Genomic DNA, 26,229 nt, shown 5'->3' with positions numbered 1-26,229 from the left:
GGTGTCCCGGTGGTTGCTGCAATGGTCCGGCACAGGCCGGGCCTGCACGCGTCCGCTTTACCCATGCCCCCACAACCAAATGGGGTATGACAATGCCAAACAAGACAATTCCAGTCGCATCGCTCGGTTTTCCGAGGATCGGACGCCATCGCGAACTGAAGTTCGCGCTTGAAGGCTTCTGGTCCGGCAAGATTTCCGAGACGGAGCTGCGCGAAACCGCCACCCGGCTGCGCGCCGAAAACTGGGCGCTTCAGCGTGAGAAGGGGATCACCCACATCCCCTCCAACGATTTTTCCTTCTATGATCATGTCCTCGATACGGCCGTGATGGTGGGCGCCATTCCATCCCTCTACGGATGGACGGACGGAGAGGTTCCCCTGTCGACCTATTTCGCCACGGCGCGCGGCAGCCAAAGCGAAGGCCATGCAGGTTGCGACCATGCGCATGAAGGACATTCCCATCACGCACAGGGTGTTCCGGCGCTGGAAATGACCAAATGGTTCGACACCAACTATCACTACATGGTGCCGGAGGTTTCAGAGGATCAGCATTTCGTGCTCACCTCGCAAAAGCCGGTCGACCACTTCCTTGAGGCGAAGGCGCTCGGCATTCACACGCGCCCGGTCATTCTCGGCCCGGTCACGTTCCTGAAGCTTGCCAAGGCGCGCGAGGCAGCCTTCAAGCCTCTCGATCTGCTGGCAAGGTTGCTGCCCGTCTATGAAGAGCTGCTGCGACGCCTGCGCGCGGTCGGTGCGGACTGGGTGCAGATCGACGAGCCGGTCGCCGTGCTCGATCTTTCCAAGGGGGAGCGTCACGCGCTGGCTATAGCCTATCGGGCTTTGTCGAAGGCCGCGCCGGATCTGAAAATCCTGCTCGCCACCTATTTCGGTGGGCCTGAGGACAATCTCGAAGTCGTCGCATCGCTTCCGGTCACCGGCCTTCATATCGATCTGGTGCGAGCGCCCGATGCACTGGAGACGGCGTTGAAGGCGTTGCCGGAAAATCGCGTCCTGTCGCTGGGTGTCATCGACGGCCGCAACATCTGGCGCGCTGATCTCGCTGCAATCATTACCCGATTGGAACCGGTGATCGCGGCACGCGGTGCGGCGGCGTTTCAGATCGCGCCGTCCTGCTCGCTGCTGCATGTCCCGGTCGATCTCGAACTGGAAACCGGCCTCGATGCCGATCTCAAAAGCTGGCTTTCCTTCGCCACCCAGAAGCTCGGCGAACTTGCCACGCTCGGCAGGGCTCTCGGTGAGGGCAAGGCTGCTGTCGCGACGGAACTGGAGGCTGCCTCCAAGGCGGTTGCCGCGCGTGCATCCTCGCCGAAGGTAACGGACGTCGCCGTGCAGAAGCGTATTGCGACGATTGGCGAGGCCGACAGGAAGCGGGTGAGCCCGTTTGCCGAGCGGCAGAAAGTGCAATCGCAGGCCATTGCGCTGCCGCTTTTCCCGACGACGACCATCGGCTCCTTCCCGCAGACGACGGAGGTGCGCAAGGCCAGATCGGCACATTCCAAGGGCGCGCTGACGGATGCGCAATATGAAAAATTCCTGCAGAAGGAAACCGAAGCGACCATTCGCTGGCAGGAGGAAATCGGTCTCGACGTTCTCGTGCACGGCGAGTTCGAGCGCAATGACATGGTGCAATATTTCGGCGAACAGCTTTCCGGTTTCGCTTTCACCCAGCATGCATGGGTGCAGAGTTACGGCTCGCGTTATGTGCGCCCGCCCATCATTTTCGGCGATGTGTCGCGCCCAAAAGCGATGACGGTTCGCTGGTGGGAATATTCCCAGTCGCTCACCGACAAACCCGTCAAGGGCATGCTGACCGGGCCGGTGACGATCCTCAACTGGTCCTTCGTCCGCGACGATATCGCCAGAAGCCTGACATGCCGCCAGATCGCGCTCGCCATCCGCGATGAGGTCAATGATCTCGAAGCAGCCGGTGCGCAGATGATCCAGATCGATGAGGCAGCTCTTCGTGAAGGACTGCCGCTTCGGCACCGGGACTGGCAGGATTATCTCGGCTGGGCGGTGGAATGCTTCCGCATTTGCTCCAGCGGTGTGGGCGACCGCACACAGGTTCACACCCATATGTGCTATTCCGAATTCAACCAGATCATCGATGCCATTGCTGCCATGGACGCCGACGTGATCTCCATCGAGACCTCGCGTTCGAAGATGGAACTGCTGGATGCGTTTCGGACCTACAAATACCCGAACCAGATCGGTCCCGGCGTTTACGACATCCATTCGCCCCGTGTGCCGGCGGTTGGAGAAATGGTCGATCTTCTGGCGCTGGCGCGAGAGCGGCTTGACGACCGGCAGCTCTGGATCAATCCGGATTGCGGCCTGAAGACGCGTAAATGGGAAGAGGTCAGGCCGGCACTGGTCAACATGGTCGCCGCCGCTGCCGAGCTTCGCCGTGCGGTGCTCTGATATGAATGGAGGCCCGGCGAGAACCGGGCCTCCATCATGGCTTCCGCCGGGAAAATGTGGGGGAGGGCATATGAAAGCCTCTCCGGGAGGATGGAGCCAGCCGGACAGGCAGATGAACGTTTCCGGGCCTACGACTGGAGATCGGTGTGGAAACGCTCAATCCCGGCGGATTTACGCCGTTGCGAAAGCGCTCAATGCAGATCGGCCTGAGCGAAGGCGCCGACATTCAGCTCTGCGCTTACCGGCGGCAGACCCTGCTGATTGATGTCCTGGGCCAGCGACAACAATGCCATTTCCAGGAAATAGGTCGACATGCCCAGTTCCAGAGATTTCGAGCGCTGGCAAAGATAGGAAACCATCCGCCCGAGCGCCAGAATCTCGTCTGCATTGTCCTGTTCAAGTATAGCTGTGGTAGACGCCGCCATGATTCCCTCTCGACAGTCGACAGTATGAAAACGCGATAATGTTGCGTTGTTCATTTTCGACCACATCGAGCGTCACGCGAGCGTCACACCTGCGTCAATCGTCGTTTTTGTCCGCCGGCGCGGCGGCATTTTCCGCCGCTTCAGTGGCGGCGAGCGATGTCACGAGAGCGACGATGCTTCTGCGCACAGCGGCGCTCTTGATGCGCGAAAAGGCCTGGTTGAGCGAAAAGCCTTCATTCGAGGCCACGAAGGTCTGCATGGCATTGATCGTGCCAAGGGCCGGATTGGCCGGGTCGCCATCGGGCGTGGCATTGGCGAACAGGGAGCTGACCTCAACGCCGAGAATCGACGCAATGGCCTGCAGACGGGACGCGCCGACACGATTGGCGCCCTTTTCATACTTCTGGACCTGCTGGAAGGTGATGCCCAATCGCCCGGCCAGCGCACTCTGGCTCATGCCGAGCGACTTGCGGCGCATTCTGATTTGTGCGCCGACATGGACGTCGATCGGGCTGGGTAGTTTGGCGTGCATTACAAATTCCTCCGGTTGAGGTTCTTAAATCCGATGATTATCAATTAATATTGTTGAAGGTATACATTCAACACAATTTCCACGGGTATTATGACGCTTTATTGACGAAATTGCACGATTTTTCGTTCATAATCGCGTGTATGGGCCGCGATTTATTATTTTTGTTGCACAACGCAACGCACCGTTGCGGCTGGAAAGATGGCTCCATCCGGCCACGCCGATGGTCCGAAAGCCGATTCTGTCCCAAATTTCTCGGTTCATTGCATCGAATTCCTCAAGCGACTCGGTATCGCCGAAATGCGGAATCCAGACGAATGGCCGTTTCTGACCGGAACGTATGACATTTTCAAGAATGACATTGTTGTAAAGTCTGGGCAGGCATTTGTTGGTGTCGATGGCCGGCGAAAGCGGGATGGGATTTCGTTCTATCGCAAAGCCCTGCCGAGCGAGCCAAAGTGCCGAGGCGTCCAGTTTTCTTTTCAGCTCGGTCGTGGCGCGGGCATTGCATCCGCCATGCGCGACAGGGTCGGCAACGAGCAATAGCGGCCGGCCGCTGCTTCTCAGACCGGTGACGGAAACGAACTGGTCAACGTGGAAGCCGCATTGGTGCATTTTTTTGCCGGCAATCTCCGCTCCGCAAGTTTCCATCGCGGAAAAATCGGAGGAGACCGGGATTTTGCCGAAATCTTCCGGCCGATATCCGAAACTGAAGATGTTTCTGCCGTCGAGAGCCTGAATTTTTTGCCACCGCTGCGAAGGGATGGCCGCATTCCTTCCGATCCCCCTGTCATCCTGCAGGCTGGAATGGCCCACCAGCCGAAAATCCGGGCCGACAAGCTGGTTGCCCCCCGCCAAGGCGACATCCGAATGCGTGGTTGCCGCTCCCAGATATTCGGCCAGGCTGACACCGATGGCCTTCTCCGCCACCAGGACGAATTCCGCCGCAGCATCAACCGCACGCACATGGAGTATGTCCTGTATCCATGGATGCGAAATGCCGTCGTTTCCGGCAAGGGGTATCAGCTCGGTGCCGCAGGGGGTTAGCAGGCTGCCGAGCCAGTCTCGTGCTGACCCGAGACGGGCTCGATCGGTCACGATAACGGCGGTGATATCTGCAGGCAGGGCCGAGAGCAGGTTTCCAATTGGAACGAGCGGTGAAACAGTGTCAGCGGCCCTGTTTTCCGCAAAAAAAGAGGCGGGTAGTGCGAGCGCAATCGTGCGGATCAGCCCGCCGCAATCGGGCATCAGAGCCAGGGGCTGGATGGCGCTCAAGACGTTTTGTCCCCTGCCGCCCGCCTTGCCGCCAATTGCTGGAAAAACATCGTATTCTGGAGTTTCCATGATGGCGGCGGTGGGGATGGCAACGTTTCGCCGGCGAGCGTTGCCAGAAGCCTGGCCGCATCGTTTCTTTTGGCGGAAACAGCATTGGCCCCGAGCAGATTCGCTGTCGCGGAACCGAGGCCCGCTTCCGCGGCGATGGTGCGCCATGTCCTGCGGGTAAAATGCAGATTGTTTGCTGCGCGGGTGAGTGCGTCATATTCCTCTGGAGCGACCGTATCGCGGCAGGCGGCAAGCGTCGCCTCGGCATCGACCAGCGCGACTGTCAGCGGGCGGTAATCGAGCGCGCCGGGTGCATGGCTCACCGCCACATCGGCATCGGAAAAACGCCGCCCGTCGCGATAGGCTTCGAAAATCTCGCCGATGCCGATCATGCCGAAGGGTGCGCATTCCGCCGCCCTGAGCGCCCCCATGCTGGCGGCGCCGAAAACGGTAACGCCGCTCGCCAGTGCAAACAGGATTTCCTTGTGCCAGACGGCGGCGCAATCGCCGTAAAGCCCGTCGATCAGCCCGATTGTCCCGACGCCTTGCCGAACCGCATCGAAAATATCGCCGCAGGCGGCCGGACCGCGAAGATCGAGACCGGATATATGCTCGGCTGCGATGCCGTGGATGGACGGCCCTGCAAAAACCACCGGCTTCATCCGAGGCCTCCGACGGTCAGCAGGTGATCGAGAGTGCGTTGCGAGATGTGTTGCAGGCCGCCGCCGGCCGGAGCAAGGCCGCTTGCCAGAACCCGCACCACATGCAGGCCGGATACCTCCGTTTCCAGCGGAAAGACATAGATATCCTCGATACCGCCGGCGAACAGGTGCGTCGCAAGCTGACGCCATGGCGGCGAAGACGTGGCGTCATGTATAAAATCGAGATTGGCCGGCACCCTTTCCATCGGCTGCACGCCGGGGGCCGAAGACCCGGCCGCAACCATATCCCGCTGGTAGCGGAGAGGAGAAAGATCGTCCCTCGCACCGCTGATATCGGTTAATCGCGACTGGATCGCCTCCAGCAAGGCTGCAATCGCAGCGCCATGGATATCAGGCCGGCAGGCGGCGCCCGCGGCGCTGCGGGTGGCTGGCCCGTCCTGCGCCTGCAGCGACCGGGGCAGGCTCGCCATCGCCACAGGCACGCCAAGCCCATTCGTCATGTCGAAGAAGGACGGCGGCAGGCCGATATCCGACAGGTGTCGAACAAGACCGTCGAAGGAAGGATCGACGCCCGCCGGAATGAGGATCGGTCGCGGTGCGATGGCGCGCGTCTCGAAAGTGTCGACGAGAAAGCAGGCATCGTTTTCAATGAGTTCGAGCAGGGCATGGAGGACCGCATGGTCATGGTCGAACCCCGCCGCGAGCCCTTGGGAACTCATGCGGAAGGCCTGCCGGTCCCATGGGAAATCCACCCGGAAATCCATGCCGACAAGTTCGTAAGGCGCAAAAACCTCCCCCTGCCGGCGAATGGATGTGCCCTTCACCCAGGCACGTTCTTTTCGCGGATCGAGCGCGTCCGGATCGACCCTGCCGACGGTTTCGAAGGGAATGAGAGGAACACCTTTGTCCCGCATCTCCTGAACGGAGCTGAAGGCGGCGATATGTTTGCGGGTTTCTTCGGCAACCGCGCCTTCGATCGCCTCCATGATCGCCGATAGCCGGGCCTGTTCCGCGACAAGCCCCTTGCCCTGCGAGACCGACAGCCCGCGCGAATTGGGCCGGGCCGCGAACCAGACGGGAATGCCGATAATGTCGAGGCCGGTCACGTCGCCGACACGGGTAATCCCGAACCGCCGAAGCAGTCCGGGATCGAAGAACGAAGCGTCGACATGCCTTGAAGCCGCTGTCGCTGATATGGGAGCATCGGCGCCGGTCAAGGCTGCGAGACCGCGATCAGGGCGCCGTGTTGCTGTCGTCGGCAAGGATGGCGTCGAACAGCTCGCCGGTGACGGAGCCGGCCGGGCCGACAGCCTTCAGGGCCGCTTCGATCGGCGCCTGTACCATGCGGTTGAAATCCCAGCCGGCGTCGTTCACTTCGCCGATGAAGGCGAAATCGGCTTCGGAAACCACCGCGCCGCCGGAGACGAGGGCTTCGATGCCCTGGATCTGAACCTGGTCCAGTTCCGCTTCCGGCTGGCCGTTCTGGCGAACGAGCATGGACTTTGCGGCGGCTGCCACGCGGGCATAACCATCCACGCCGGGATGGCTGGCTTCATAGGCGGCAATCGTCTCATGCGACACGGACGCAACCCTGAGCGGCGCCGTGCGAATGAAGAGAACGCCGAAACCCTTTTTTCCGACAATGAAGAAATGCGAGGACATAGTATCTCCTATTTGATCCCAGCTAATCGAAGTGCGTGATAGAATTTTTCATTCGCTATCGGGTCTCGGTCTGGAGACAGGCTGCTGATCTCCCTCGCCGTCATACCCGGATAGTTTTCCTGAAGCCTGTTGCCGGATTCCCGAGCGGAGGCCAGATCGCCATGCAGCGCGTGGCTTGCGGTGAGGACGCGCAGCGCAGGCTCGTCATTCTCCATCCGCCCGCACAGTTCCACCGCCGTGCCGTAATCCTCGCGCTTGAAAGCGATGCTGGCGCCGGCCCACCAGTAGATGTCGGGCGCCAGCGGATTGAGGTCGATGGCTTGCTGAAACTTCTCCCAGGCGATTTCCGCATCGCCGAAATGAGCGAGCGCATCGGCATGCTGGAGCAGGAGGTCGGCCGAGTTGGGCGCCAGCGCCTCCGCCTCGAAGAATTTTTCGGCGGAGATGTCGAAGTCCCGCTGGTAGAGCGCCACCACCGCGCACATCCAGTGGCCCACACCAAGGGCGGGGTCGATCTCGACGGAAGAATCGGCCTCCGCCTTGGCGCGGTGCAGGAGATGGGGGTCGTTGCCGCCCAGCATCAGCCATTCCAGTTGCAGGCTCTGTGCCACGCGGGCGCGGGCAACCGCCATGCTGTGGTCGAGATCGACGGCCTTGCGGAACATCGAACGGGCTCTTCTGAGAAGCGGCAGATCGCATTTGCCGCGCAGAAGCTGCTGGCCTTCCAGCAATTGCCGGTAGGCCTCGCCGCTGTGGTTGCGGTCGGGCTCCACCTGAAGCCGTTCGATTTCGCGGGCAAGCGCCGCCGCCACCTGTTTGGAGAGCAGCCGGAAGGCGGCGTGGATATGCCGTTCGGTCAGGACCGCTTCCAGTGACCAGACGATTTCACCGCTCGCATCCTCGATCAGCGCAACCGACATGCGGGTTTCGTCGAACACGGTCGAAATGATGCGGTAATCCGCCCGCAGCATGGCGTAGCCGTCATCGGCCCGGTCATGCGCCAGCGCAAAGGTGCTGTGCGGCGAAAGGACGGTGAAGGTTCGGTATCGAACAAGGCTGTTGGCGACATCCTCAACGAAGGCATGCATGACCGGCGAGACCGGCTGCCCGTCGACCCGTGCCGGGCGGACGAATGCGACACGCGGTTTTGCCATTGATTTGCGGCGACTGCCTTCTTCGGGCTCGGCGGGGGCCGTTATCGTGGCGGCCAGACTTTGTATTCTCCGCCTCAGCGCCACGGTTTCCGCTTCCGGCGAACGACCCTCCTGACGAAGCTGCTCCATCAGAAGCTGGTACATGCCCTCGCAGGCGCTGATATTTCCGATCCGCGCATAGGCCGCCATGGCGGCGCGGTAGGTTTCTTCGCGCTCCGGTTCGATCTTGCAGGCGCATTCGGCAAGTCTGGCGATGTCGTTCGAGCTGGCGCGGCCGAACCGCGTCAATTCCTCCAGAAGCTGGGTGTAGCTCGAAAAGAACAGGTCCCTGAGACGGCGGCGCTCCGAAAGCAGCCAGAGATAAAGATGGTCCTGCCCGGCCTCCAGCCCCTCCAGCAACTCGCCGCCGAATTCGAGCAGCGCATTGAGCCGCCGCATCGGGTCTTCGGCTCTTGCGCCGGCAAGGAAGATGGCAAGGTCGGTGCGCTGCGCCAGCTTGCCGGCCTTCAGGTCGTTTCCTTCGGTCAGAAGGATGGCATCGTCCTCATTGGGCAGTTTCTGCAGGCGGAGAATGAGCTGCCGCAAATTGCCGAGAGCCCTTTTCTGCTCGACATTTTCCCACAAAAGCGATGCGGCATGCTGGCGGGAAAGGGACTGGTTCGGCGCAAGGATGAGGGCGGCGGTAAGGGCGAAGCCCTTGGACGGAAAAAATGCCTCCCGCACCGCGTCACAGCGCGGGGTGCCAAAAAGCCGGATCGGTATCAGTTCAGCGTTCCCAGCCACTTTCGTCCCCTCATGAACCATCATCTAACAACGTGTCCGGGAAATTGAAAGTCATCATAGCGTTCCATTTGACGCTGGTGTGACGCGGCCTGCCTATTGTCGCAGACAGAAGCATGAATGACGGGTGGAAAACAGCGGACATGCGACGGGCAGGCATCGGGAATTTTCGACAGTGATAGCGTTTAACGGAAGCTACATGGCCTTCGAGCCGCGTATCGAGCCTTACCAGCGTGCCGACGATGTCGGATATGCGGTCAGTGAATTCATGTGGTTCAAGGGCCGTCCGTTCTATCCGGTCTCGGCGCTGGTCCATGCGAAGGTCGCGCATGCCAGGCTGTCGGCGGAAAAGGGCGACGACGAGGACGAGGATAATCTCGATATTCTCTTTCGTATGCCGCTGGTGGCGGGCGGGCACTTTTTCGAGATCGTGCTGCGTTCGAATGAAGGGACGTCCTACGGCGGCTGGGTGTGGGGAGAAGAACTGGAAATCCTGAATGAATTCGTCAACGGCTATCGCGTTCTGGCGGGGAAGTTCGACGACAGGCTCATCCGGTTCGAATATTCCAGGCGGTTTCAGCGTTACCGGACGATCGAGCCGCTGCCGGTGGAAAAATCCGTCTTCCTGATCCAGCGGGAGGCAAAACCCTATGCGGGCAGGCGTGGTCTACCGGGAGTTCCGGTGGCCTGATCGCGGGGGGGGGCGCCCTTTGGGACAACGGGCGGAAGGCATGGATGCGCGTATTGCGGCATGTCCGGTAAAGCGCGGCTCTATCGGAAGTCACCCGGGAATATTTTTATTTTTATTGTGTGGAACATTATGATGCCCAATAGAGGTAAAGTGCGTAACAGGGGGATGTCATCGCAGCTTGTGGCGGTGAATTGCGCTTCCGGCGACGATACGCTTTCCGATGCGGAGAGCGTCGAGGACGAACCGCGCCCGCTTCTGCGCAGCGACAGGCTCTACGTTGTCAGCGAGCCCGTTTCCCAGACATTGCCCGCATCCGCCATCGGCGACGATCGAGCTGGAAAAGAGGCGCCGGGCAGGACCGAAATCCGAAACAGGGTTGTCGATGCCGATATCAGGGCCGCAAAATGGGCCTGGGCGATATTGGCCATCGCGCATTGTTGGCTGATTTATTTCATGGTTCACAATCTCGGTTAGCACCTCCCGCCGGAAGACATCCGGTTTCAACCCGCTGGCGCGCAAGCCCATCGCCGCAATTTGCGGCCATTTCGCCGTTTGAGCGGACCCGAGTGTCCGCAACTTGACATTCCGACAGCCTCCCACGCACTTCTTCATGCCGTCGCCTGTCCAGCCACGAAGGCCCGCTCTCCCTGCTGTTTGCCTGCGGAAATGTCATAAAGCTGTAAATGAAGAAACTTAATTGAGTGATCGGTTTCAACGGAAACGGACCACCATGTCCCGGTCGCTTTTTACCGACACGGCGGCGGCCTCGGACTTTCTTACGACATCGCATCGCCCGGGATAGGCGACGTCAATATCGACCGCCCGGACCTGTTTGAAGTGGCGTCGCATGTGCGGCGCCCGAACTCCCATGACCTTTCTAGCCCTGGAGATGACGAAGTGAGCAATCTTATAGGTACCGGCTTCAACGCCGGCTCGGATGATGGCGAACTGGCCACCCTCGAAAGCGATCTGCGCGCGCTTGCCGAAATTGGCTGCGATACCGTGGAAATCGCCGCAACAAGCCTCGACATGATCGCCGGCGGCCGGATCATCGAAGAGCGCGCCGACCGTTTCGTGTCGCTCGCAAAGCAGTTCGACTTCCGCTACACCGTGCACGGTCTCGTCTCTTCGAATTTCATGGATCCGGTGACATGCCGTTACCAGATCGATGCTGCCAAGGCGCTTGCCGTTCTATGCGACCGTATCGGCGCGGGCATTCTCGTCCAGCATAGCGGCGCGCTGCGTGCCGACCAGATCGCCGAACGGGCCGATGCCGACAGCCGCGAGCGGGAAGCGCTTTTCGAACTGGCGGAATTCTGCAGGCCCTATGGCGTGCGCATCGCCCTTGAGAATATCTTCTCCACCGAACCCGGCCAATATCGCCAGACGCCGGCCGGAGTGGCAGCGACCGTGAAAGCTGTCGGTCACGACAATCTCGTTGCGCTGATCGACTTCAGCCATGCCTATCTCGAATCCACCTATCGTGGTCTCGATTTCCGCGATGAGCTTCGCGCCATGGCGCCGGTTGCCGGCCATCTGCATGTGCACGATTCCTTCGGCCGCCCGCAGGGCTTCTATCAGCCCTATTTCCCGCAGGAAAACACAGCACTCGGCATCGGCGATCTGCACATGCCGCTCGGCTGGGGCGATATCGACTGGCAGGACATCTTCTCGGAACTTTCCTTCCTGCCCGATACCGTGCTGATGATGGAAATCGGCCGCCGTTATCGCGCCGAGCAGCCGGCAAGCCTCGAAACGGCGCGGCACCTGATCTCGCTAAATAGCGCCCGCACCCAGCTCGCGGCCGAGTGATTCGCCTGAACGAGGCGTAAGCCGAGAGGCTGATGTTTGAAACACCGGCAGTCCCGATGCGACTGCCGGTGTTTTAATTCATGCGGCCCAGTCGGAGAGCGAATAGGCCCTGATATAATCGATCATCATCTGCGAGCCGTCGCTGAAATCAGCGTCCGATGGCGTTCCTGCCGTGCCGCCAACGGCAAGGTTGACGACCATATACATGGGGTCATGCATATCGTCAGGCGTATCCGTCTGCGCCACAGCGACATCGTCGAAATACCAGGTTATGTGCTCGGCATCCCACAACAGGCCGTAAGTGTGAAATCCTTCGGTGCTCGGCACGCTGACATTGTTGATGACCGAGGTCTGTTCACCGGTGGCGTTGGAATGGGCGGACATGATGAGCGTATTGGGGTTCTGACCGCGCATTTCGATGACATCGAGTTCCGGCGGCCAGGAGCCGTCTTCGGGCAGGAGCCAGAAGGCAGGCCAGGCGCCCCGGTCGGTCGGCATATCGGCGCGGATTTCGAAATAGCCATAGGTCTGGCTGAAGGAGGAATAGGTGTTCAGCATCCCCGAGGTATAATCATACCCCTCGACCTCGTCGGCAATCGACTGCGGGGTTTCCTCGGCGGTAATGGTCAGGACGCCGTTTTCGACGCTGAAAGGGTTGACCTCCGATGTGCCAGCATAGGCCGGGTTGATGTACCATTGCGCCTCGCCATTCGTCGTCAGCGAGCTTCCCTTTTCCGGCGCCCACCAATATTTGGCGTCCCAGGTGCCCTGATCGCCGCTGCGCAGCGAGAGCGTATCGAATTCATCGGCAAAGGTCTGGGTGAGGGACGATCGGTCGAGGCTGAGTTCGAACTGGTCGGCCTGAAGGTCGTCTATGGTCGTTCCAGCAAGAACGATGGCCTCGCCATTCGAAAAATTGAGCCACAGGTCGCTGCCTTGCTGCGTTGCGCTGCCGACAAGCTGATCGAAAGATGTGATGCCGTAGCCATTGAGCCGGATCGTGTCATTGGCGCTGAAATCCGTGATGAGATCGGTGCCGTTTCCGCTGGTGAAAACAAAGGTGTCGGCCCCGCCGCCGCCGATCAGCACGTCGTTGCCAGCCCCGCCATCGATCGTCTGGCTGCCCGACCCGCCGGTGATGATATTGTCGAGCGAATTGCCGAAGGCATAACGCCCGTCACCCGTTACCCGTAAATTCTCGAAATTGTCGGGCAGGGTGTAACTCATCCAGGTATCGATGGTGTCGATACCTTCCCCGGCATTTTCGGCGGCGCGATTGATGCTCGAATAGAGATAATAAATATCGTCGCCCGTACCGCCCGCCATGGTCACGTTGACGGAACTGTCGCCCCACATGGAATCATTGCCTGCGGTGCCGGTGAGCAGCGGGCCGGAACCCGTGGCGGAGAAAAATCCCGTGGAACTGCCGCTGTAATAGAGTGTGTCTCCAAGCGCATTCACTACTGTCCGGGCCATGAACCGTCTCCTGTCCGTTAGCGTTGGTGTCTCACTCCTCCTGCTGCACACTCTAACAGGGCAAAAAGCCTCCTGTTAGGCCGAAATATGAGGGGTATGTTCCGTTGCGGTTGCATTCAGCTGTTGAACGGGCGCGTTGTCATGACCCGCTTCCGCCTGTTACATATTCGTTTTTGAACCGGCGCAGCGCGGTCTTGCGGTGCCCCTGCGCGCGATGGCAGAATTGGGGCGGATCGCAGATATGTCGCGGGGCATCTCGGGAATGGAGTGTCAGGATTGAGCGTAGCCTTTACCAAGGAAGACAGTGCGGAAACCGCAGCCGAAACCGTTCTGCCGGATCGGGTAATCTCGCCTCATCCCAATCTGGTAACGCAGTCCGGGCTGAAGGCGCTGGAAGAGCAGTTGCGGCTGGCGCGCGAAGCCTGTGAGGCGGCCAATGCCATTGAAGACATCAATGAAAGACGGCGCATTTCCGCCAGCCCGCTACGCGATTTGCGATATTTCTCCGAGCGGGTCCGCACCGCGCAATTGATGCCTGATCCGCCAGCGGATGGCGTCGTCGCTTTCGGCAGCCTGGTGACGTTCAGCCGCGATGACGGGCGAACGCAACGGTTCCGGATCGTCGGCGAAGATGAAGCCGATCCCGCTGCGGGAACGATGTCCTATGTTTCCCCGGTTGCAAGGGTGCTGATGGGAAAAGCGGCCGGCGATCTCGTCAGTTTGGGCGGGAGGGAGATCGAGATCGTCGACGTCGCCTGAAGCGTTCGGTCAGAACACAGGTGGACTTAGACCCGGCCTGTTTCCGATGAGGCTTCCTTCTTCCTGGTTGCGCGCATTGTCTGCCGTGCCCAGCATCCGCATCATCGTGTTTTTCAGGAAAAGCCTGAAGTCCAGATCAATGGCGGCATAGGCAAGCGCAAGTCCCACATGGGCCATGAAGACGGGGTTGAAATTCAGCTCTTCAAATTGATAGCCGATAATGACGCCGATTGCCGAATAGGCGAAAAAGCCGATTTTGCGTTTCCGGAAAATTGCATAAAAAAGCGCGAAGGCGCTCATGATGCAAAATCCCAACCCGGACGCATAGGCGGTGGCCATAAAACCATTATGTGGCGTCCCGATCCTCGATATCTGCGCAAGCTCTTCGTATCGTGCGGTAAATCCTATGCCCAAGGGATGCTGGAACATGACCTGAAAACCGCCGGTGATCGTCTCCCACCGCTCATGCAAGTTGTTGCTGCTATTGCTGTCCTCGAGAAAACGTTTCGAAAAGGCCTGTTCCGCAAAATCGAAAGCGCCGAGCGGCAAAACGGCGGCGATGACGAGGGCGCTCAAGGCAAAACCGAAATAGGTGCTGAGCAGCATTTTGATCGAAAAATTCCGGACGTAGAAATAGAGCCCGATGGCGAGGACGGCAAACACCCCCGACCGGTTAAGCGTAAGGGTAAAGCTGGCAAGATATGCGAGCAGAAACACGGCAAACAGCGCGGGGCGCCTGTGGCGTTCGGCGACATGGGCTGCCGCCGCTCCGGCCAGCGCGAAGGCCGGTCCAGCCGTGTTGCCGACGGGCCAGATGCCGCCTGCCTTTTCGACGCGTAAAAGCAGCGGGGTTATCTCACCTTTCGCCGCAAGCTCCAGCACGCCCGCCTCATCGAACATGAAGGACAATCCGAGGGAGGCGAGCTGGTCATGGATGACGATGTCCAGGAAAAGCAGGATCGTCACCGCTATGAAGCCCGCAAATATGCCCCAGCAGAACAGTTCGAGCAGGTTTTCCTTGAACAGCAGATAGGCAAAGAACAGAAAATAGACCGCATAAAAATAGGTCATCGCCGTTGTATAAAATTCGCCATCGCCGCGCGCGTCGGCAAAGAGCGTCGTGAGGATAAACAGCACCGTCAGCGGGAGAAGATAAAACAGGATGATCGACGGCGTCAGGCAGCGAATGTAAAGCAGCGCGATGACGGGCAGCGTCATCAGCACCAGCATGTCGGTAATATTGAGGAAACGCAGGCCAATATTGCTGGTCGCCACATTGCATTGAATGAAGAAACCAATGGCGAAAACGAATATCGCGAGAAAGATGCCGGGAATATTGATTATTTTTGAAGGGTAAAGCGGCATTGCCAAAACAAAACCCGGTATAGCGGGCTGGCGCAATGCCGCATGATTTGCTGGTCTTTTCATCCGCGGTTTCTATCTTTTGTGGGCGGATTTCGACTGTCCACAGGACAGCGCTACCGCGCGGCAATCAATATAATATGGCGACCACTATTGGGCTCGATGATGTCGCCGCGCAAGATATTTTATCGTTTCGTCACGAGATCAGATTGCCTCTCGGTAAATCCCCTTCGACGGCGATGACGCGCTGAATGTGAACCGGTTCATTCGAGGTGGGCGCGCTGGTCCCGAATGCCGGAAGGATTCGCAGATAGAAATTATACCCCGCCGGGTTGATATCGGGGTCTATGGCGACCCCGTTGGCTATCGCCCACATCCAACCGCTATTGCCGGCGATGTTGGCACCTCCGAATTGCAGGGCGGAACAAGCGATTGTCCGGACTGAGCCGCCGCTTTTCGTAACCAGCGTTATGTAGGGCAGACGCTGCTTCTCGTTGTTCTTGTAAAGCACAGCGAAAGAAACGGTCCTGCCTATCATCGCTATGGCTTCCGCATTGCGGAAATTGCGCGTAAGCCCGGCGATCTGGCTGCCATTTGGAGAGAGGGCGAGGCTGCTTGCGAAGGACGGGGAGAAGATGATGTCGGTGGCTTTGGTGGCGGAGCCTGGTGAAGTCATTCCCCAGCCCGTCGGAACGGAACCAGTCCAATCGGAGAAATCGCCATTGCCGATGAGATTGGCGGCAGGCAGCTTTGGCCAGCAAGGTGTCTGGAAGTTGTTATCGCCTGCCGATCCTAGATAGGAATCGAACAGGGTCCGGGCAATCAGCCGGGAGCCCGCATCGTTCGGGTGAACATTGTCCCGATAAAGCGCGGCGTCCTTGCCCTTCGCCAGAAATGCAGCATGCGTATCCACCAGCGTGAGGTTCGGATGGGATCGGGCCAGGTCGAGGATCGCCTGATAGACCTTGTCGTAACCCGTCCCATCCCGCCACGGGTTCTGGGTGGTGATGAGTTGTGGAGCATTTGGCCACTGCCATTCGGTCATTCCCAGCGGTCCGAGCAGGGTGGATCGTCCGGAGCTCAAAATGCCGCCGGGCGCTTCGAAGGTCTGCATATTGTGGCCATGATGCATGATGCAGAGATCGGGGCGGGTAATCTTCAGCGCTGCTGCGCGCTGTTCCGCAAGCATGTAACCCGCCATACCGCCGGGCAACGTCGCAAGATAGAGCGTCAGCGTCGCCCCCTTGCCGGCACGCAGCGTGACTGGGGCGGCATAGGTTTTTGGCCCGGTGGCGGCGCTCGTCTCCCATTCCGCCCAACGGTATAACACAACAGTCGTATCGTGAAGATCGCCGAGCATCATCGCAAATTGCTGAAATGGTCCGGCTTCGGCATGGGCGGTGCTGTCGCCGTTCACGAAGATCGTGGCATTCTGGCCGGCCGCCAGACGGGCCCGCAGGGGCGAGAACGCGGTCAGGGAAAAACCGATGCCACCCATGTTTCGGGGACGTATGCCGAGCGTCAAACCGATCATGCGGCCACCTCTTCCGTTCGCGCCGTATATATGCATATGTTGTGTTCGGGCGGTGTCATCGTTCGTTCTCCTGGTCTGGCTTCAGAATAATTCCGCCACGAGGACCGGGGAAAAAATGCCGGGAGCGAAACAGAAAACAGCGCATGAAAACGAGCGTCATGAATTTTTCTTTGATCTCGCTTGAAGCGTAAAAATAGAATACTATTCTAATTATTATTGTTATTGTTGAATTTTATTGCGAATAAAGGTTTTGATGCTGGTGTTTTTATCTAGCGATATGCGTTTCCACGCAGCTTTCAGGCAGGTCCGTTCTTTCCGCCGGCCTGCTCGTCATGCCCGCAATTATAGACAGATGCGTCGTGGGTCCTCTCATCCGGCAGGGGAGATGTCATGACATCCGCTCTTTTCGTCAGCCATACCGGAGAGAAGGGCGGCGCCGAACTTTTTCTGACGGACCTCGTCAAGGCGGGCCCACACTCCTGGCGTGCCTGTTTTCTCAGTGGCGGTGCGGCCGCAGACGATCTCGTTGATGCGGGGCGAGCTCCGATCATGCTGTCCGCTGGAGAAAAAATGCTGTCGATCCGCCGAAATGCGTCCTTCGGGACCCTGTTGCGCGGAGCGGCCGATGTGATGGCGGTTGCCTGGCAATTGAGCCGGGAGGCGAGGCGCTATGATGTGATCTGCGCCAACTCGCAAAAGGCGCTTTTCGTCTGTGCCTTGGCCGCGAAGCTCAGCCGTCGGCCGCTCGTCTGGATTTTACACGATATCGTCACCGATCCGGCTTTCAGCGCCACCAATCGCCGCGCCTCGCTGGCATTTGCGCGCCTTTTCGCCAGGTTGGTGGCTGTCAATTCCGAAGAGACGGGCCGGGCTTTCATCGAGGCCGGCGGCGAGGCTGATAAGGTTCGCATCGTTTACAATGGCTTCGACCCTGCGAAAGCAAGGGTTTACGAGCCTGGCGCCGCCGCGCGGCTGCGTGCGGAACTGGGCCTTGGTCCGCAACCGCTTGTCGGCCTTTTTGGCCGGCTGAGCGAATGGAAGGGACAGCATGTGTTTCTGGACGCGATTGCGGCGATGGAGGGCGTGCAGGCGGTCATCGTCGGCGGTGCGCTCTTCGGGCAGGAGGCCTATGAGGCGCGCATCCGCGAACAGGCGTCCCGTCTCGGTCTCGACGGTCGCGTCCGTTTCCTCGGTTTCCGCCCGGATGTGCCGGAACTGATGTCGGCGATGGATGTGGTTGCTCATACCTCGATTGTTGCCGAGCCCTTCGGCCGGGTGGTGGTGGAGGCCATGATGTGCGGGCGTCCGGTTGTCGCCACGCGCGGCGGCGGTGTTACCGAGATCATCCGTGACGGCGAAACCGGCCTTCTTGTGCCGCCGGGGGATGCATCGGCGCTGGCGGCGGCGATCGGCTGTGTCCTGTCGCAACCGGCTCTGGCGGAAAGGCTGGCGCAAAAGGGGCGGGAGGATGTGAGCCAGCGTTTCTCGCTGGAGGAAACCTGCCGCTCCGTTTCCGCGCTGCTGACGGAGGCGGCGTGAGGTTTCGCCCGGCGATCAACAGGAACAGGCAATGCCGGCAGGCGGAAGGGCCAGGATGCGCATTCTCGTAAACATGCCGAGCCAATATGGCGGCAAGGCCTCCGGTGTGGCCCGCGTGACCTTCAGCCTGCTGGAGCGGTTGCTGGAACAGACGGGTGACGATTATGTACTGCGTTCTCCCTGGACGCGGGCGCAACTGCCTGAAAACCTGCGCGACAGCCGGTTGCAGCTCATCGAGACTCCGCGGCCGCGCGTCATGGTTTTCGATGTGGTGCGTCAGGCTGCGATGCTGCCCGCGCTCTGCCGCCGGCACGGTATCGATGTGCTGTTTAATGCCGATCCTTTCGGAAGTCCCCTCGGCGGCAAACGGCGTCTCACCCTTGTTCATGATCTTTATTTCAAAACCATTCCCGAACAGATCGGCTGGCGGGCGACCCTGACGACCGATTTCATCTTCAAGCTGATGATGGCCGGTTCGGATCGGGTCATCTGCGTATCCGAAGCGACGCGGAAGGATCTTGGACGTTTCTATCCCGCCGCTGCCGATAAGAGCCTTACCATTCATTCCGACAGCACGCTGAATGTCGATCCCGGGGCTTTCGACACGGTGCCGCCTGTTCCCGGACGCTACATACTCGCGGTCGGAAACGCGACGTCCAATAAGAATTTCGCTCTCCTGGGCAAAGCCTTTGCCATACTCGGTAAAAAATGGCTGGATTTGCGCATCGTGCATGTTGGCCGCGACGAGGCGGAGGAAATCGCCGGCGCGCTGGATGATCCGGAATTGAAGGCCCGGCTGATCCGGCTTTCCGGCATAGATGACCGGCAACTGGCCGAACTTTACCGTCACGCAGCCTGCCTTTGCGTCCCCTCCACCTATGAAGGCTTCTGCCTGCCGGTGCTGGAAGCGCAGCAGCTGGGATGCCCGGTCGTCTGCTCCAATCGTTCGGCAACACCGGAGATTGCCGGCGAAGGCGCCCTGACTTTCGATCCAGCGGATGCTCAAAGCCTTCTCGACACGCTTGAGCGACTTTTGGACAATCCGGAACTGGCAGAAAATCTCCGCCAGGCGGGTTATGAAAACCGCAAATTATATTCGTGGCGGAAGGCGGCGGAGAGCTACGCGCGGCTTTTCAAGCAAGGAGCCGCAGCCTGAGGAGGGACGCTGTCGTCACGGTCATGCGGTCTTGCACACATCCGCATAGAGCTTTTCATAGGCCGCGACGACCCCTTCAGGCTCAACGCCTTGGCGAATTCTCTCCCGGGTTTCAGGTGTTTCCGCAAGCATGGCGGGATTGCGCATCGCCTCTGCCATGCGCGCGGCCAGTTCGGCGGCATTGCCCGGGGCGAACAGGCGTTCCGGCCTGTCCGCGCCGATCTGTTCGGCAACACCCGCAAGATTTGCGCCGATGACGGGTACGCCGCGCAGAATGGCTTCAGCGACGGTGCGGCCGAAGGCCTCCGGCCATAGGGGCGGTACGATGAGGCAATCTATGCCGGCGAAGAAACGATCGGCCTCCACATAGCCCGGAAATTCGACCGGCAGGCCGGCTGCCTTTTGCTGATAGGTCTCGATACCATCCGGCGCGCGGCCTGCCATGACAGCCCGCCAGCCCTGCGGTGGCAAAAGCCGCAACGCTTCTATCAGCAAGTCAGCCCCTTTCGCCGCTTCGATGCGGCCCAGATAGCCGAAAACCAGCGGCTCGCCGGGCGTGCGGGGAATGTGCGGTTCTGGCGAATCTGGCGGTGAGATGGCGTTCCAGATCGCCGTGCGGCGGTTTTCGGGAACATGGGTGAAAAAGCCGGCCCGCACATGGCGTTCGACGATATCGCGACCGACGCCGACGACAGCATCGACCGCGCATTGGCAACGCCGGTGGAGATAAGAAAAGGCACGGCATTTTTTGCTGCTGCCATCGCAGATATGCCCGTCATGAAACAGGGAGCCATTGGTGCACATGCTCGTGAAATCATGCAGCGAATGAACCAGCGGAACGCCGCGCCTGCGGATCATCGGCCAGATCAGCGGCGTCAGTTCCGATAGCGAATGGGTATTGACCACGTCCGGCCGGAAATCATCGATGACACGCGCAAGCCGGCGAACGAGGCGCGGATCCAGTTGCACGGCGATTTTGTAATATTTTCGCTTCCATTCCGGTTGTTGCCCCCAGTCGCCGATAAAGAACGGCGTGGTATGCCCGAGGCGATGAATGGTGAAACCATCGCGTTGTTGCGCTGTCTGCTCTTCACGCGAGATGGCGGCCACTGCGACCGTGTGCCCCTTATCGGCAAGTCCACGCGCAAGGTCTTCCACGAATATTTCCGCACCGCCCACCCGATCCGGAGAAAACAGCGAGGTTATCTGCAATATCCGCATGCTCAAATTCCTGCGCCTTTAAGATCACGAAACCTGTTTTGCATTCGTAAAATCCGTTATTGCAGACGAAGCGGCGTTTGTACTGTCTGGCCTGAATGGCCCGGCGCCGGCATTGCAGCGTCTTCCGGAAATTGTCTCCGCCGTTTGCGGCCTTCCCGCTCCATTCCGGGCGGGTTCAGGCAAAGCGTGACGACCGGGGCGAGGAAAACGGCATAGGCCATGGCAAAGCCCGGAATCTGCAACGAAAAATCAAGTGTCGAATGCAGCAGGACGAGCAGCAGCGCGGCAAGGCCGAGATGAGAGGCATAACGATAATTTCTGCGTTTCAGTGCCCCGCGAATGAAAATCACCAGTTGGATGAGCACAAAAAAAGCGAGGTAAAACGGGAAGGCCGCACCGAGTGTCAGTAGCCCTTCGGCGTAGACATTGTGGGCATGGGTGACGACGGCGTCCACCCCGCATCGCGCCACATGATAGGGAGCGTAGATTTCCGTAAAGCTTGCAAGGCCCGACCCTTGCGGCCAATTGTCGGCGATGGCGCGGGCGATGCCCGGCATGTAGCAGAAGCGCATATCGTCTTCCAAACGCGTTTCCATGCGAAGCGCCACCCGGTTGGCGAAAAGCGCGAAGAGGGCGATGGCGATTGCGATCAGGAGCGCGGCACGACGTCTTGTCCCGCGCTGCCTGCGCCGGCTGGAGGCCCCATTGCGGCCGGTTCTGGCGGGAGAGTTGAACACAATCAGCAGGATCAGGAGAATCAGCGCCGCGAGGCTTGAGCCGATCCCCGCACGGGATCCCGTCAACATCAACGCGATGAAACAAAAGCCCGCGAGGACGCCGAGAAAAGCGGCCCTGCGGATTAGTTGTTTCTGCTCCGCCGGCACGGTGAGGCGATTTGCCACGAGCGCCTTTACTCTCGCCCAATCCGGAGCGAGGAGGCTTTTGTGCAATAATGCGGCGAGCGTGAGAAGGATGAGACCGAAGAAGGTCGCGGCAGTATTGCGGTTGACAAAAAGGCCCGTGAGGCTGCCGAGATAGAAACGCTTCTGGATGAAGCCGAGAGCTTCGGGGAAAAGCACGAATTGCACGATGGAAAACAGCGCGAGCCAGCCACCGGCAATTGCGAACCATCGCAGCGTCTTTGCCGCACGCTCGTCGCTATCGAAAAGTACGAGGCCGGTCATGAAGGCGCCGAAGGGCAGGGCCGCGCTCATGAGGCCGAGCCGGTCATCCGCAGGTGTCAGTGAGATTGTGGCGGCTGGCGCAGTCTGCATGAACATGGCGGCGGTGGACCATGCCGGATTGGCGCGCGCGATGCCGGGCATGGAGGATGCCTGCAACAGCACCTGAACGATGAGCGCTCCCAATAAAAGGCAGGCTGCCGCGAATACCTTGCCCGCACCGGCCTTCGGAGGTCCGAACAGGAGGATTGCTGGCACCAGCAGGAGATAGATCCCGGCCGTGACGACGATGCGACTTTCGATTTCCGTTGCGCCCCTATTGAGAAGTGCCAGCAGAAATATTGCCCAGAATGCGACTATTGCGACCGGCCGGACATAGTCCCGAACCGCCGCCAGTGGGGGCTGCGAGGAGGAGAGCGGTTCTGATCGGGCTTCGGTGAGCGACATATCTTTGGGCTTTGTCGGAATTGTTTGTGGTGGCTATGCCGCGAATATCGACGAGGCTCAGCCGTTTCATCGTTTCAGATCATGACAGCGGCGCGGGGCGTTTTGTGTCTGCCGGCGGTGGCTTTGGGCAGACTTCCGCCAGCGTCCATCGCAGGATTTCTCCCTGCCTGCCGCAGACGACGGCCGTATCCGCCTCGCGGGCAGCCTCCGCCTCGGGCAAGGTGTTTTTCGGAAATTGCTGCCAAATCACGAAACGCCCACGGATCAGATTGGCATCGGCAGGCCCATAGAGCTGGGAGAAGTTCATCAGCACGGCGACTTCCATGGGCGAGGCGTTGCGCAGCGAGCGAACCATGGCAAGACGCAGCCAGACATCGCCATTTGCGGGGAAACAAAAGAGCGAATGACGAATAAAGGTCTCGGCAAAACCGAGACGCGCCGCGCCGGAATCGGATGCCGGATCGACGCCATTCGCATCGAGATCGGCCAGAACGAGCCTCAGTCCGGCTTTGACGATATCCGAACGGCAAATTTTTTCGGTAACGATGGGCTGAAGTTCAGGGACCGTTTCCGCAAGGAGATCAGGCGCGAGGCCATTATTGTCGTCGGCGATCCGCGCCAATGCGACAATATCGGAAAACCGCCGGCTTTGCGAAAAGGCCTGCGCCGCGACGGACAGGACAAAGATGGAAATGACGAGGACCGGTACGACCGCGAGGATTTTCCGCAGGCGCATCACGCCGTCACGCCTGGTCATGGTAATATCGTGTATAGCGCGAATGATAATATTCGCTCGAACCATAGGCGCGGTAAAGCTTCAGCTTTTCGGTGTCCACCTTGTTGAGGACGACGCCGAGACACTTCTTGCGGATATGAACCTCATTCTCCACCGTGTTCCGCACTGCCCTGCGGGCGGTTTTGCCCCATTCGGTGACGAAGATAAAACCGTCGATCCGCCCCGCCATGGCGCGGGCATCGACCACCGGCCCGAGCGGGGGCAGGTCGACGATGATATAGTCGAAAGCATTGCTCGCTTCGGCCAGCAGCTTGTGCATCTGCGCCGAGGTCAGCAGTTCGGAGGAGTGAGGGACACGCTGTTTGACCACCGTGGGCAGGAAAGCGAGTCGTGTCTTTTCGTCACGAAGCAGCACATCCTGCACGCTGCGGCCTTCCAACAATACTTCGAGCAGGCCCTCGCTCGCGTGACGCGCCATGGCGCGCGTGGCGCCGGGATTGCGAATATCGGCATCCAGCAACAGGACCCGCGCACCCTGCCCGGCAAGCAACTGCGCCAGGTTGATGGAAATCGTGGATTTCCCTTCACTCGGCAAGGCCGAGACGACACCGACAATCCGCGCTCCGCTTTTGGCGGGAATACCGAGATCGATGGCAAGCCTGGTGCTGCGCAGGGTTTCGGCGAAGGAGGAGAGCGGATGGTCGACCGCGTAGCGCGCGACGCTGGTGGGGCGCGTCAGGGCCGGATGGCCGCCTTCCTGATCTTCTATTACGGCCTTGTTCTGGATGAGCGGGGTATTGCCGAGGAACTCCAGCCCGAGAACGTCACGAACCTGTTCCCCGGTGCGGAAAAACCGGTCGCGGAATTCGCGGAACATGGCGATACCGCCACCCGCCGCGGCACCCATGATCATGAACAGGGCCAAAATGATGGGCTTGTTCGGCTTGCTCGGAATTCCAGGCGGCATCGCCTTGGAAATCACGCGCGCTTCCGTTACGGGGAAGGATTGCTGCTGCATCGCTTCCTGATATCGCTGCAGGAAGGTCTGGTACATGTTCTTGTAGGTTTCGGCCTCGCGCTGTAGTTCGCGCAGCTGAACCTGTGTCTCGCTGGCGGAGTTGCTGATGTCGGTCGCCTTGGCGACACTTTCGGCGAGCGATTTTTCCCTTGCTTCGGAGACTTCCAGATCGCTTTTGTAACTTTGCGCGATGCGGCTGATTTCCTGGAACATCAACCGTCGGTATTCCTGCATTTCATTGCGCAGACGCACCGCCTGAATGTGGTTGCTGCTGAGCCTGCTGGTAATTTCCGCCTCAGTCTTGGAGGCTTCGAGATATTTTTTGCGCAGATCGTTGGCGACCGAGCTGTCGAGAATATCGGTAACCACCGCATCGACATCGTCGGTGGCGAGAATATGTTCGATGCGTTGCACCCGCGCCCGCGCCCTGGCCGTTTCCGACTGCGCCAAAATCAGCGCGCTGTTGGATTCCGCCAGCTGCTGATCGGAGAGCAGGCCGTCATTGCCGGTCGAGATCAGATTATGTTCGGCGCGAAACTTCTGCACGGCCAGATCGGTTTCGAGCGCCCGCTGGCGCAACTCGGCAATACGGTCGGACAACCAGTCGCTGGCCCGCCGCGTCGCCTCGTATTTGGAATTCAGCTTGTCCACCAGATAGGCCGAGGCCACGGCATTGACGATCTGCGCGGCGAGAACCGGCGATGTCGAATTATAGGTGAGTTCCAGCGCATATGTCCGGCCGATGCGCTTGACGCTGAGGCCGTTGAGCAGCCGGTCCGACAGCGATCTCTTCAGGGTTCCATCGTCAACCACCGCCTCTTTTTTCTTCGCTGGCGAGAACCATTGCGAAACATTGACGAGCGAGCGGATGGTGCCGAATATCGAGCTCAGAAGCGATGCGCGCGTTGCCCTGAATTCCTGATTTTCCGTGAGGTTGAGACTATCGACAACGGCAAGCCCGATGGTTTCCGATTGCAGAACCTCGACCTGGCTGAGAATGGAAGCTTCATCCTCTATGACGCCACCGATCGTCGAAAGCTGTTCGACAATCTGGCTGTTGTTGCGGTCGATCAGCAGCGTCGCCGTCGCCGAATAGATCGGAACGGCCGTTGCGGCAAAGGCGAGGCCGATTGCCCCGGCGACTGCGACGGCGGCGAGCACGATGCGCCACTGCCGGCGGATCATCGCAAGAACGGCGTCGATATCGATAAATTCGGCCGTCAGCCCGCTTTTATCGTAGTCAGCCATCGTCAGGGGATCGTGCCTTTGTAACAACTGTCAGCCTCGCTCTTTTCGGCGGGCGCAGGGCCCGCCAAGTCACGGTTGCATCACAGAACTGGCGGCAGCCTTCCTCACGGGAAAGGCGATAAAGCCAAACTCAAACGGGACTTGTGCTCGTCGTCGTGCTGGTGCTGCCGGTTGAAAGCGATCTGCCACGGCCAGCCGGCGGGCTTCCGCCACCCGCCTGTGCGGTGCCGCCTGCGGCACCTGCCGTTCCCGAACCGCCGATGCTGTTGGCGCTTGCCGGCGAGGAACCGGCGCCGCCGATCGGCGAGGCCGCTGCTGCTGCCGCCGCAGGGGCGGCCGGACCGGCAGCCGTTCCTTCGATATTTTCGCTAAAGGCGATCAGCAGATCGGCGGGTACGTTGGCGCCCTTTGTCTGCAACTGGATGGCGGCTGCGAGTATCGTATTGCCGTTCCTCATCGCGGTGGCGTGGGCAAGCGCCAGACCTTCGCCGACGACTTCGGAGAAGTCCTTGTTGCCGACCTTCTGGGCCAGTGCGACGATGGTTGGCAGCTGGCCGGAGTCACTCAGGATGAGGCCGGAAAGCTGTTCGGAGAACTGTGCCGCGCTGGTGGAAACGGCGATGATCGGAAATCCGCTCGTCACTTTTCCGGTTACGTCGGCCGTTGCCGCATCTGTGCTGGACGCGATGGTGACCAGATCTCTGATCGTCCCCTGCGTCGGAGACTGCTTGAACAGTTCCGCTGCGGCAATCGAAACCGTGTCCGGATTGGTGGTGTTGACGCGGCTCAGAAATGCAGCGGTGGTTTCATCGGCGGCCTTGACGGGTGCGCCTGTTGCAGCGCTCTCAACCGAGGGCGCCTGCTGCGGTGCGGCCGGCGGTGCGGTTTCCACGTTCTGTGCGTTGGCGACAGCGGAAAAGAGACCCATGCTGGCAATAAACATCGCACCAACGAGCATCGAGCCGTTACGAATGCGGGGCATCCAACTCTCCAAATCTTTTAAAATACGACTTTAAATACATCTAATGCCAGGCAAAGTTACCCAACATCTAAAATTTCTTTTTAAATCGCAC

At 59.7% G+C, this 26,229-nt stretch carries 22 protein-coding genes; 7 read left to right on the top strand and 15 right to left on the bottom strand.

Annotated features, from left to right (window positions below; genetic code table 11):
- Nucleotides 1-92 precede the first annotated feature (92 nt).
- Nucleotides 93-2,441, top strand: coding sequence for a 5-methyltetrahydropteroyltriglutamate--homocysteine S-methyltransferase (metE, locus tag ACQZ5K_RS12100; protein ID WP_448740463.1), 2,349 nt, complete (start codon nt 93-95; stop codon nt 2,439-2,441).
- A gap of 191 nt (nt 2,442-2,632) precedes the next feature.
- Here the strand turns inward: metE and ACQZ5K_RS12095 are convergent, their stop codons facing one another.
- From ACQZ5K_RS12095 to ACQZ5K_RS12065, 7 genes are all read right to left on the bottom strand, one after another.
- Complete coding sequence (locus ACQZ5K_RS12095; protein ID WP_020811749.1) at nt 2,633-2,866, bottom strand: hypothetical protein; 234 nt, start codon at nt 2,864-2,866, stop codon at nt 2,633-2,635.
- A gap of 94 nt (nt 2,867-2,960) precedes the next feature.
- The gene (locus ACQZ5K_RS12090) at nt 2,961-3,398 is read right to left on the bottom strand and encodes a helix-turn-helix domain-containing protein (protein WP_003520859.1); all 438 of its coding nucleotides are present in this window, start codon (nt 3,396-3,398) and stop codon (nt 2,961-2,963) included.
- A gap of 126 nt (nt 3,399-3,524) precedes the next feature.
- Nucleotides 3,525-4,670 carry a hypothetical protein gene (locus tag ACQZ5K_RS12085; RefSeq protein ID WP_174057941.1) on the bottom strand — a complete coding sequence of 382 codons (1,146 nt, stop codon included), beginning with the start codon at nt 4,668-4,670 and terminating at the stop codon, nt 3,525-3,527.
- Nucleotides 4,667-5,380, bottom strand: coding sequence for a TfuA-like protein (locus tag ACQZ5K_RS12080; RefSeq protein WP_174057940.1), 714 nt, complete (start codon nt 5,378-5,380; stop codon nt 4,667-4,669). The genes ACQZ5K_RS12085 and ACQZ5K_RS12080 overlap by 4 nt, the downstream gene beginning before the upstream one ends.
- Nucleotides 5,377-6,576: a YcaO-like family protein gene (locus ACQZ5K_RS12075; protein WP_174057960.1), complete on the bottom strand. Its 1,200-nt coding sequence runs from the start codon at nt 6,574-6,576 to the stop codon at nt 5,377-5,379. Before ACQZ5K_RS12075 ends, ACQZ5K_RS12080 begins: the two co-directional genes overlap by 4 nt.
- A gap of 37 nt (nt 6,577-6,613) precedes the next feature.
- A complete protein-coding gene (locus ACQZ5K_RS12070) occupies nt 6,614-7,042 on the bottom strand; it encodes a hypothetical protein (protein ID WP_003520863.1) in 429 nt (142 codons plus the stop codon).
- An 8-nt stretch (nt 7,043-7,050) separates the two neighbouring features.
- Nucleotides 7,051-9,003, bottom strand: coding sequence for a BTAD domain-containing putative transcriptional regulator (locus ACQZ5K_RS12065; RefSeq protein ID WP_174057939.1), 1,953 nt, complete (start codon nt 9,001-9,003; stop codon nt 7,051-7,053).
- Nucleotides 9,004-9,175: 172 nt separating this feature from the next.
- On the opposite strand from ACQZ5K_RS12065, the gene ACQZ5K_RS12060 reads away from it, so the two are divergent.
- From ACQZ5K_RS12060 to ACQZ5K_RS12050, 3 genes are all read left to right on the top strand, one after another.
- Nucleotides 9,176-9,667: a hypothetical protein gene (locus ACQZ5K_RS12060; RefSeq protein ID WP_003520865.1), complete on the top strand. Its 492-nt coding sequence runs from the start codon at nt 9,176-9,178 to the stop codon at nt 9,665-9,667.
- Nucleotides 9,668-9,832: 165 nt separating this feature from the next.
- A complete protein-coding gene (locus tag ACQZ5K_RS12055; RefSeq protein ID WP_236775774.1) occupies nt 9,833-10,141 on the top strand; it encodes a hypothetical protein in 309 nt (102 codons plus the stop codon).
- Nucleotides 10,142-10,564: 423 nt separating this feature from the next.
- Nucleotides 10,565-11,479, top strand: a complete 915-nt coding sequence (locus tag ACQZ5K_RS12050; RefSeq protein ID WP_174057938.1) for a TIM barrel protein — start codon at nt 10,565-10,567, stop codon at nt 11,477-11,479.
- Nucleotides 11,480-11,557: 78 nt separating this feature from the next.
- Here the strand turns inward: ACQZ5K_RS12050 and eglC are convergent, their stop codons facing one another.
- Entirely contained in the window at nt 11,558-12,955 is a 1,398-nt protein-coding gene (eglC, locus tag ACQZ5K_RS12045; RefSeq protein WP_020811758.1) for an endo-1,3-1,4-beta-glycanase EglC, read from the bottom strand.
- A gap of 276 nt (nt 12,956-13,231) precedes the next feature.
- On the opposite strand from eglC, the gene greA reads away from it, so the two are divergent.
- Nucleotides 13,232-13,714: a transcription elongation factor GreA gene (gene greA / locus ACQZ5K_RS12040; protein WP_137004952.1), complete on the top strand. Its 483-nt coding sequence runs from the start codon at nt 13,232-13,234 to the stop codon at nt 13,712-13,714.
- A 9-nt stretch (nt 13,715-13,723) separates the two neighbouring features.
- On the opposite strand, the gene ACQZ5K_RS12035 is transcribed toward greA, so the two are convergent.
- Together ACQZ5K_RS12035 and ACQZ5K_RS12030 are read right to left on the bottom strand one after the other, a co-directional pair.
- Nucleotides 13,724-15,142: an O-antigen ligase family protein gene (locus ACQZ5K_RS12035; RefSeq protein WP_174057937.1), complete on the bottom strand. Its 1,419-nt coding sequence runs from the start codon at nt 15,140-15,142 to the stop codon at nt 13,724-13,726.
- 130 nt (nt 15,143-15,272) lie between these two features.
- A complete protein-coding gene (locus tag ACQZ5K_RS12030; RefSeq protein WP_020811761.1) occupies nt 15,273-16,610 on the bottom strand; it encodes an SGNH/GDSL hydrolase family protein in 1,338 nt (445 codons plus the stop codon).
- A gap of 390 nt (nt 16,611-17,000) precedes the next feature.
- Here ACQZ5K_RS12030 and ACQZ5K_RS12025 point away from each other — a divergent pair, with 390 nt between their 5' ends.
- Nucleotides 17,001-18,149, top strand: a complete 1,149-nt coding sequence (locus ACQZ5K_RS12025) for a glycosyltransferase family 4 protein (protein ID WP_174057936.1) — start codon at nt 17,001-17,003, stop codon at nt 18,147-18,149.
- A gap of 55 nt (nt 18,150-18,204) precedes the next feature.
- On the top strand, nt 18,205-19,305 hold the full coding sequence (locus tag ACQZ5K_RS12020) for a glycosyltransferase family 4 protein (protein WP_174057935.1): 1,101 nt from the start codon (nt 18,205-18,207) through the stop codon (nt 19,303-19,305).
- Between the two features lie 21 nt (nt 19,306-19,326).
- On the opposite strand, the gene ACQZ5K_RS12015 is transcribed toward ACQZ5K_RS12020, so the two are convergent.
- From ACQZ5K_RS12015 to ACQZ5K_RS11995, 5 genes are all read right to left on the bottom strand, one after another.
- Nucleotides 19,327-20,526: a glycosyltransferase family 4 protein gene (locus ACQZ5K_RS12015; RefSeq protein ID WP_174057934.1), complete on the bottom strand. Its 1,200-nt coding sequence runs from the start codon at nt 20,524-20,526 to the stop codon at nt 19,327-19,329.
- Nucleotides 20,527-20,582: 56 nt separating this feature from the next.
- On the bottom strand, nt 20,583-22,154 hold the full coding sequence (locus tag ACQZ5K_RS12010; protein ID WP_174057933.1) for an O-antigen ligase family protein: 1,572 nt from the start codon (nt 22,152-22,154) through the stop codon (nt 20,583-20,585).
- 79 nt (nt 22,155-22,233) lie between these two features.
- A complete protein-coding gene (locus tag ACQZ5K_RS12005) occupies nt 22,234-22,911 on the bottom strand; it encodes a hypothetical protein (RefSeq protein WP_236775773.1) in 678 nt (225 codons plus the stop codon).
- Complete coding sequence (locus ACQZ5K_RS12000; protein WP_174057932.1) at nt 22,898-25,156, bottom strand: polysaccharide biosynthesis tyrosine autokinase; 2,259 nt, start codon at nt 25,154-25,156, stop codon at nt 22,898-22,900. The genes ACQZ5K_RS12005 and ACQZ5K_RS12000 overlap by 14 nt, the downstream gene beginning before the upstream one ends.
- Nucleotides 25,157-25,286: 130 nt before the next feature.
- Complete coding sequence (locus ACQZ5K_RS11995; protein WP_174057931.1) at nt 25,287-26,138, bottom strand: hypothetical protein; 852 nt, start codon at nt 26,136-26,138, stop codon at nt 25,287-25,289.
- Nucleotides 26,139-26,229: the final 91 nt, after the last annotated feature.

Source organism: Agrobacterium sp. 22-226-1 (assembly GCF_053522345.1).
Note: the sequence above shows the minus strand (reverse complement) of the source record. Positions and strands in the feature narration are given on the sequence as shown.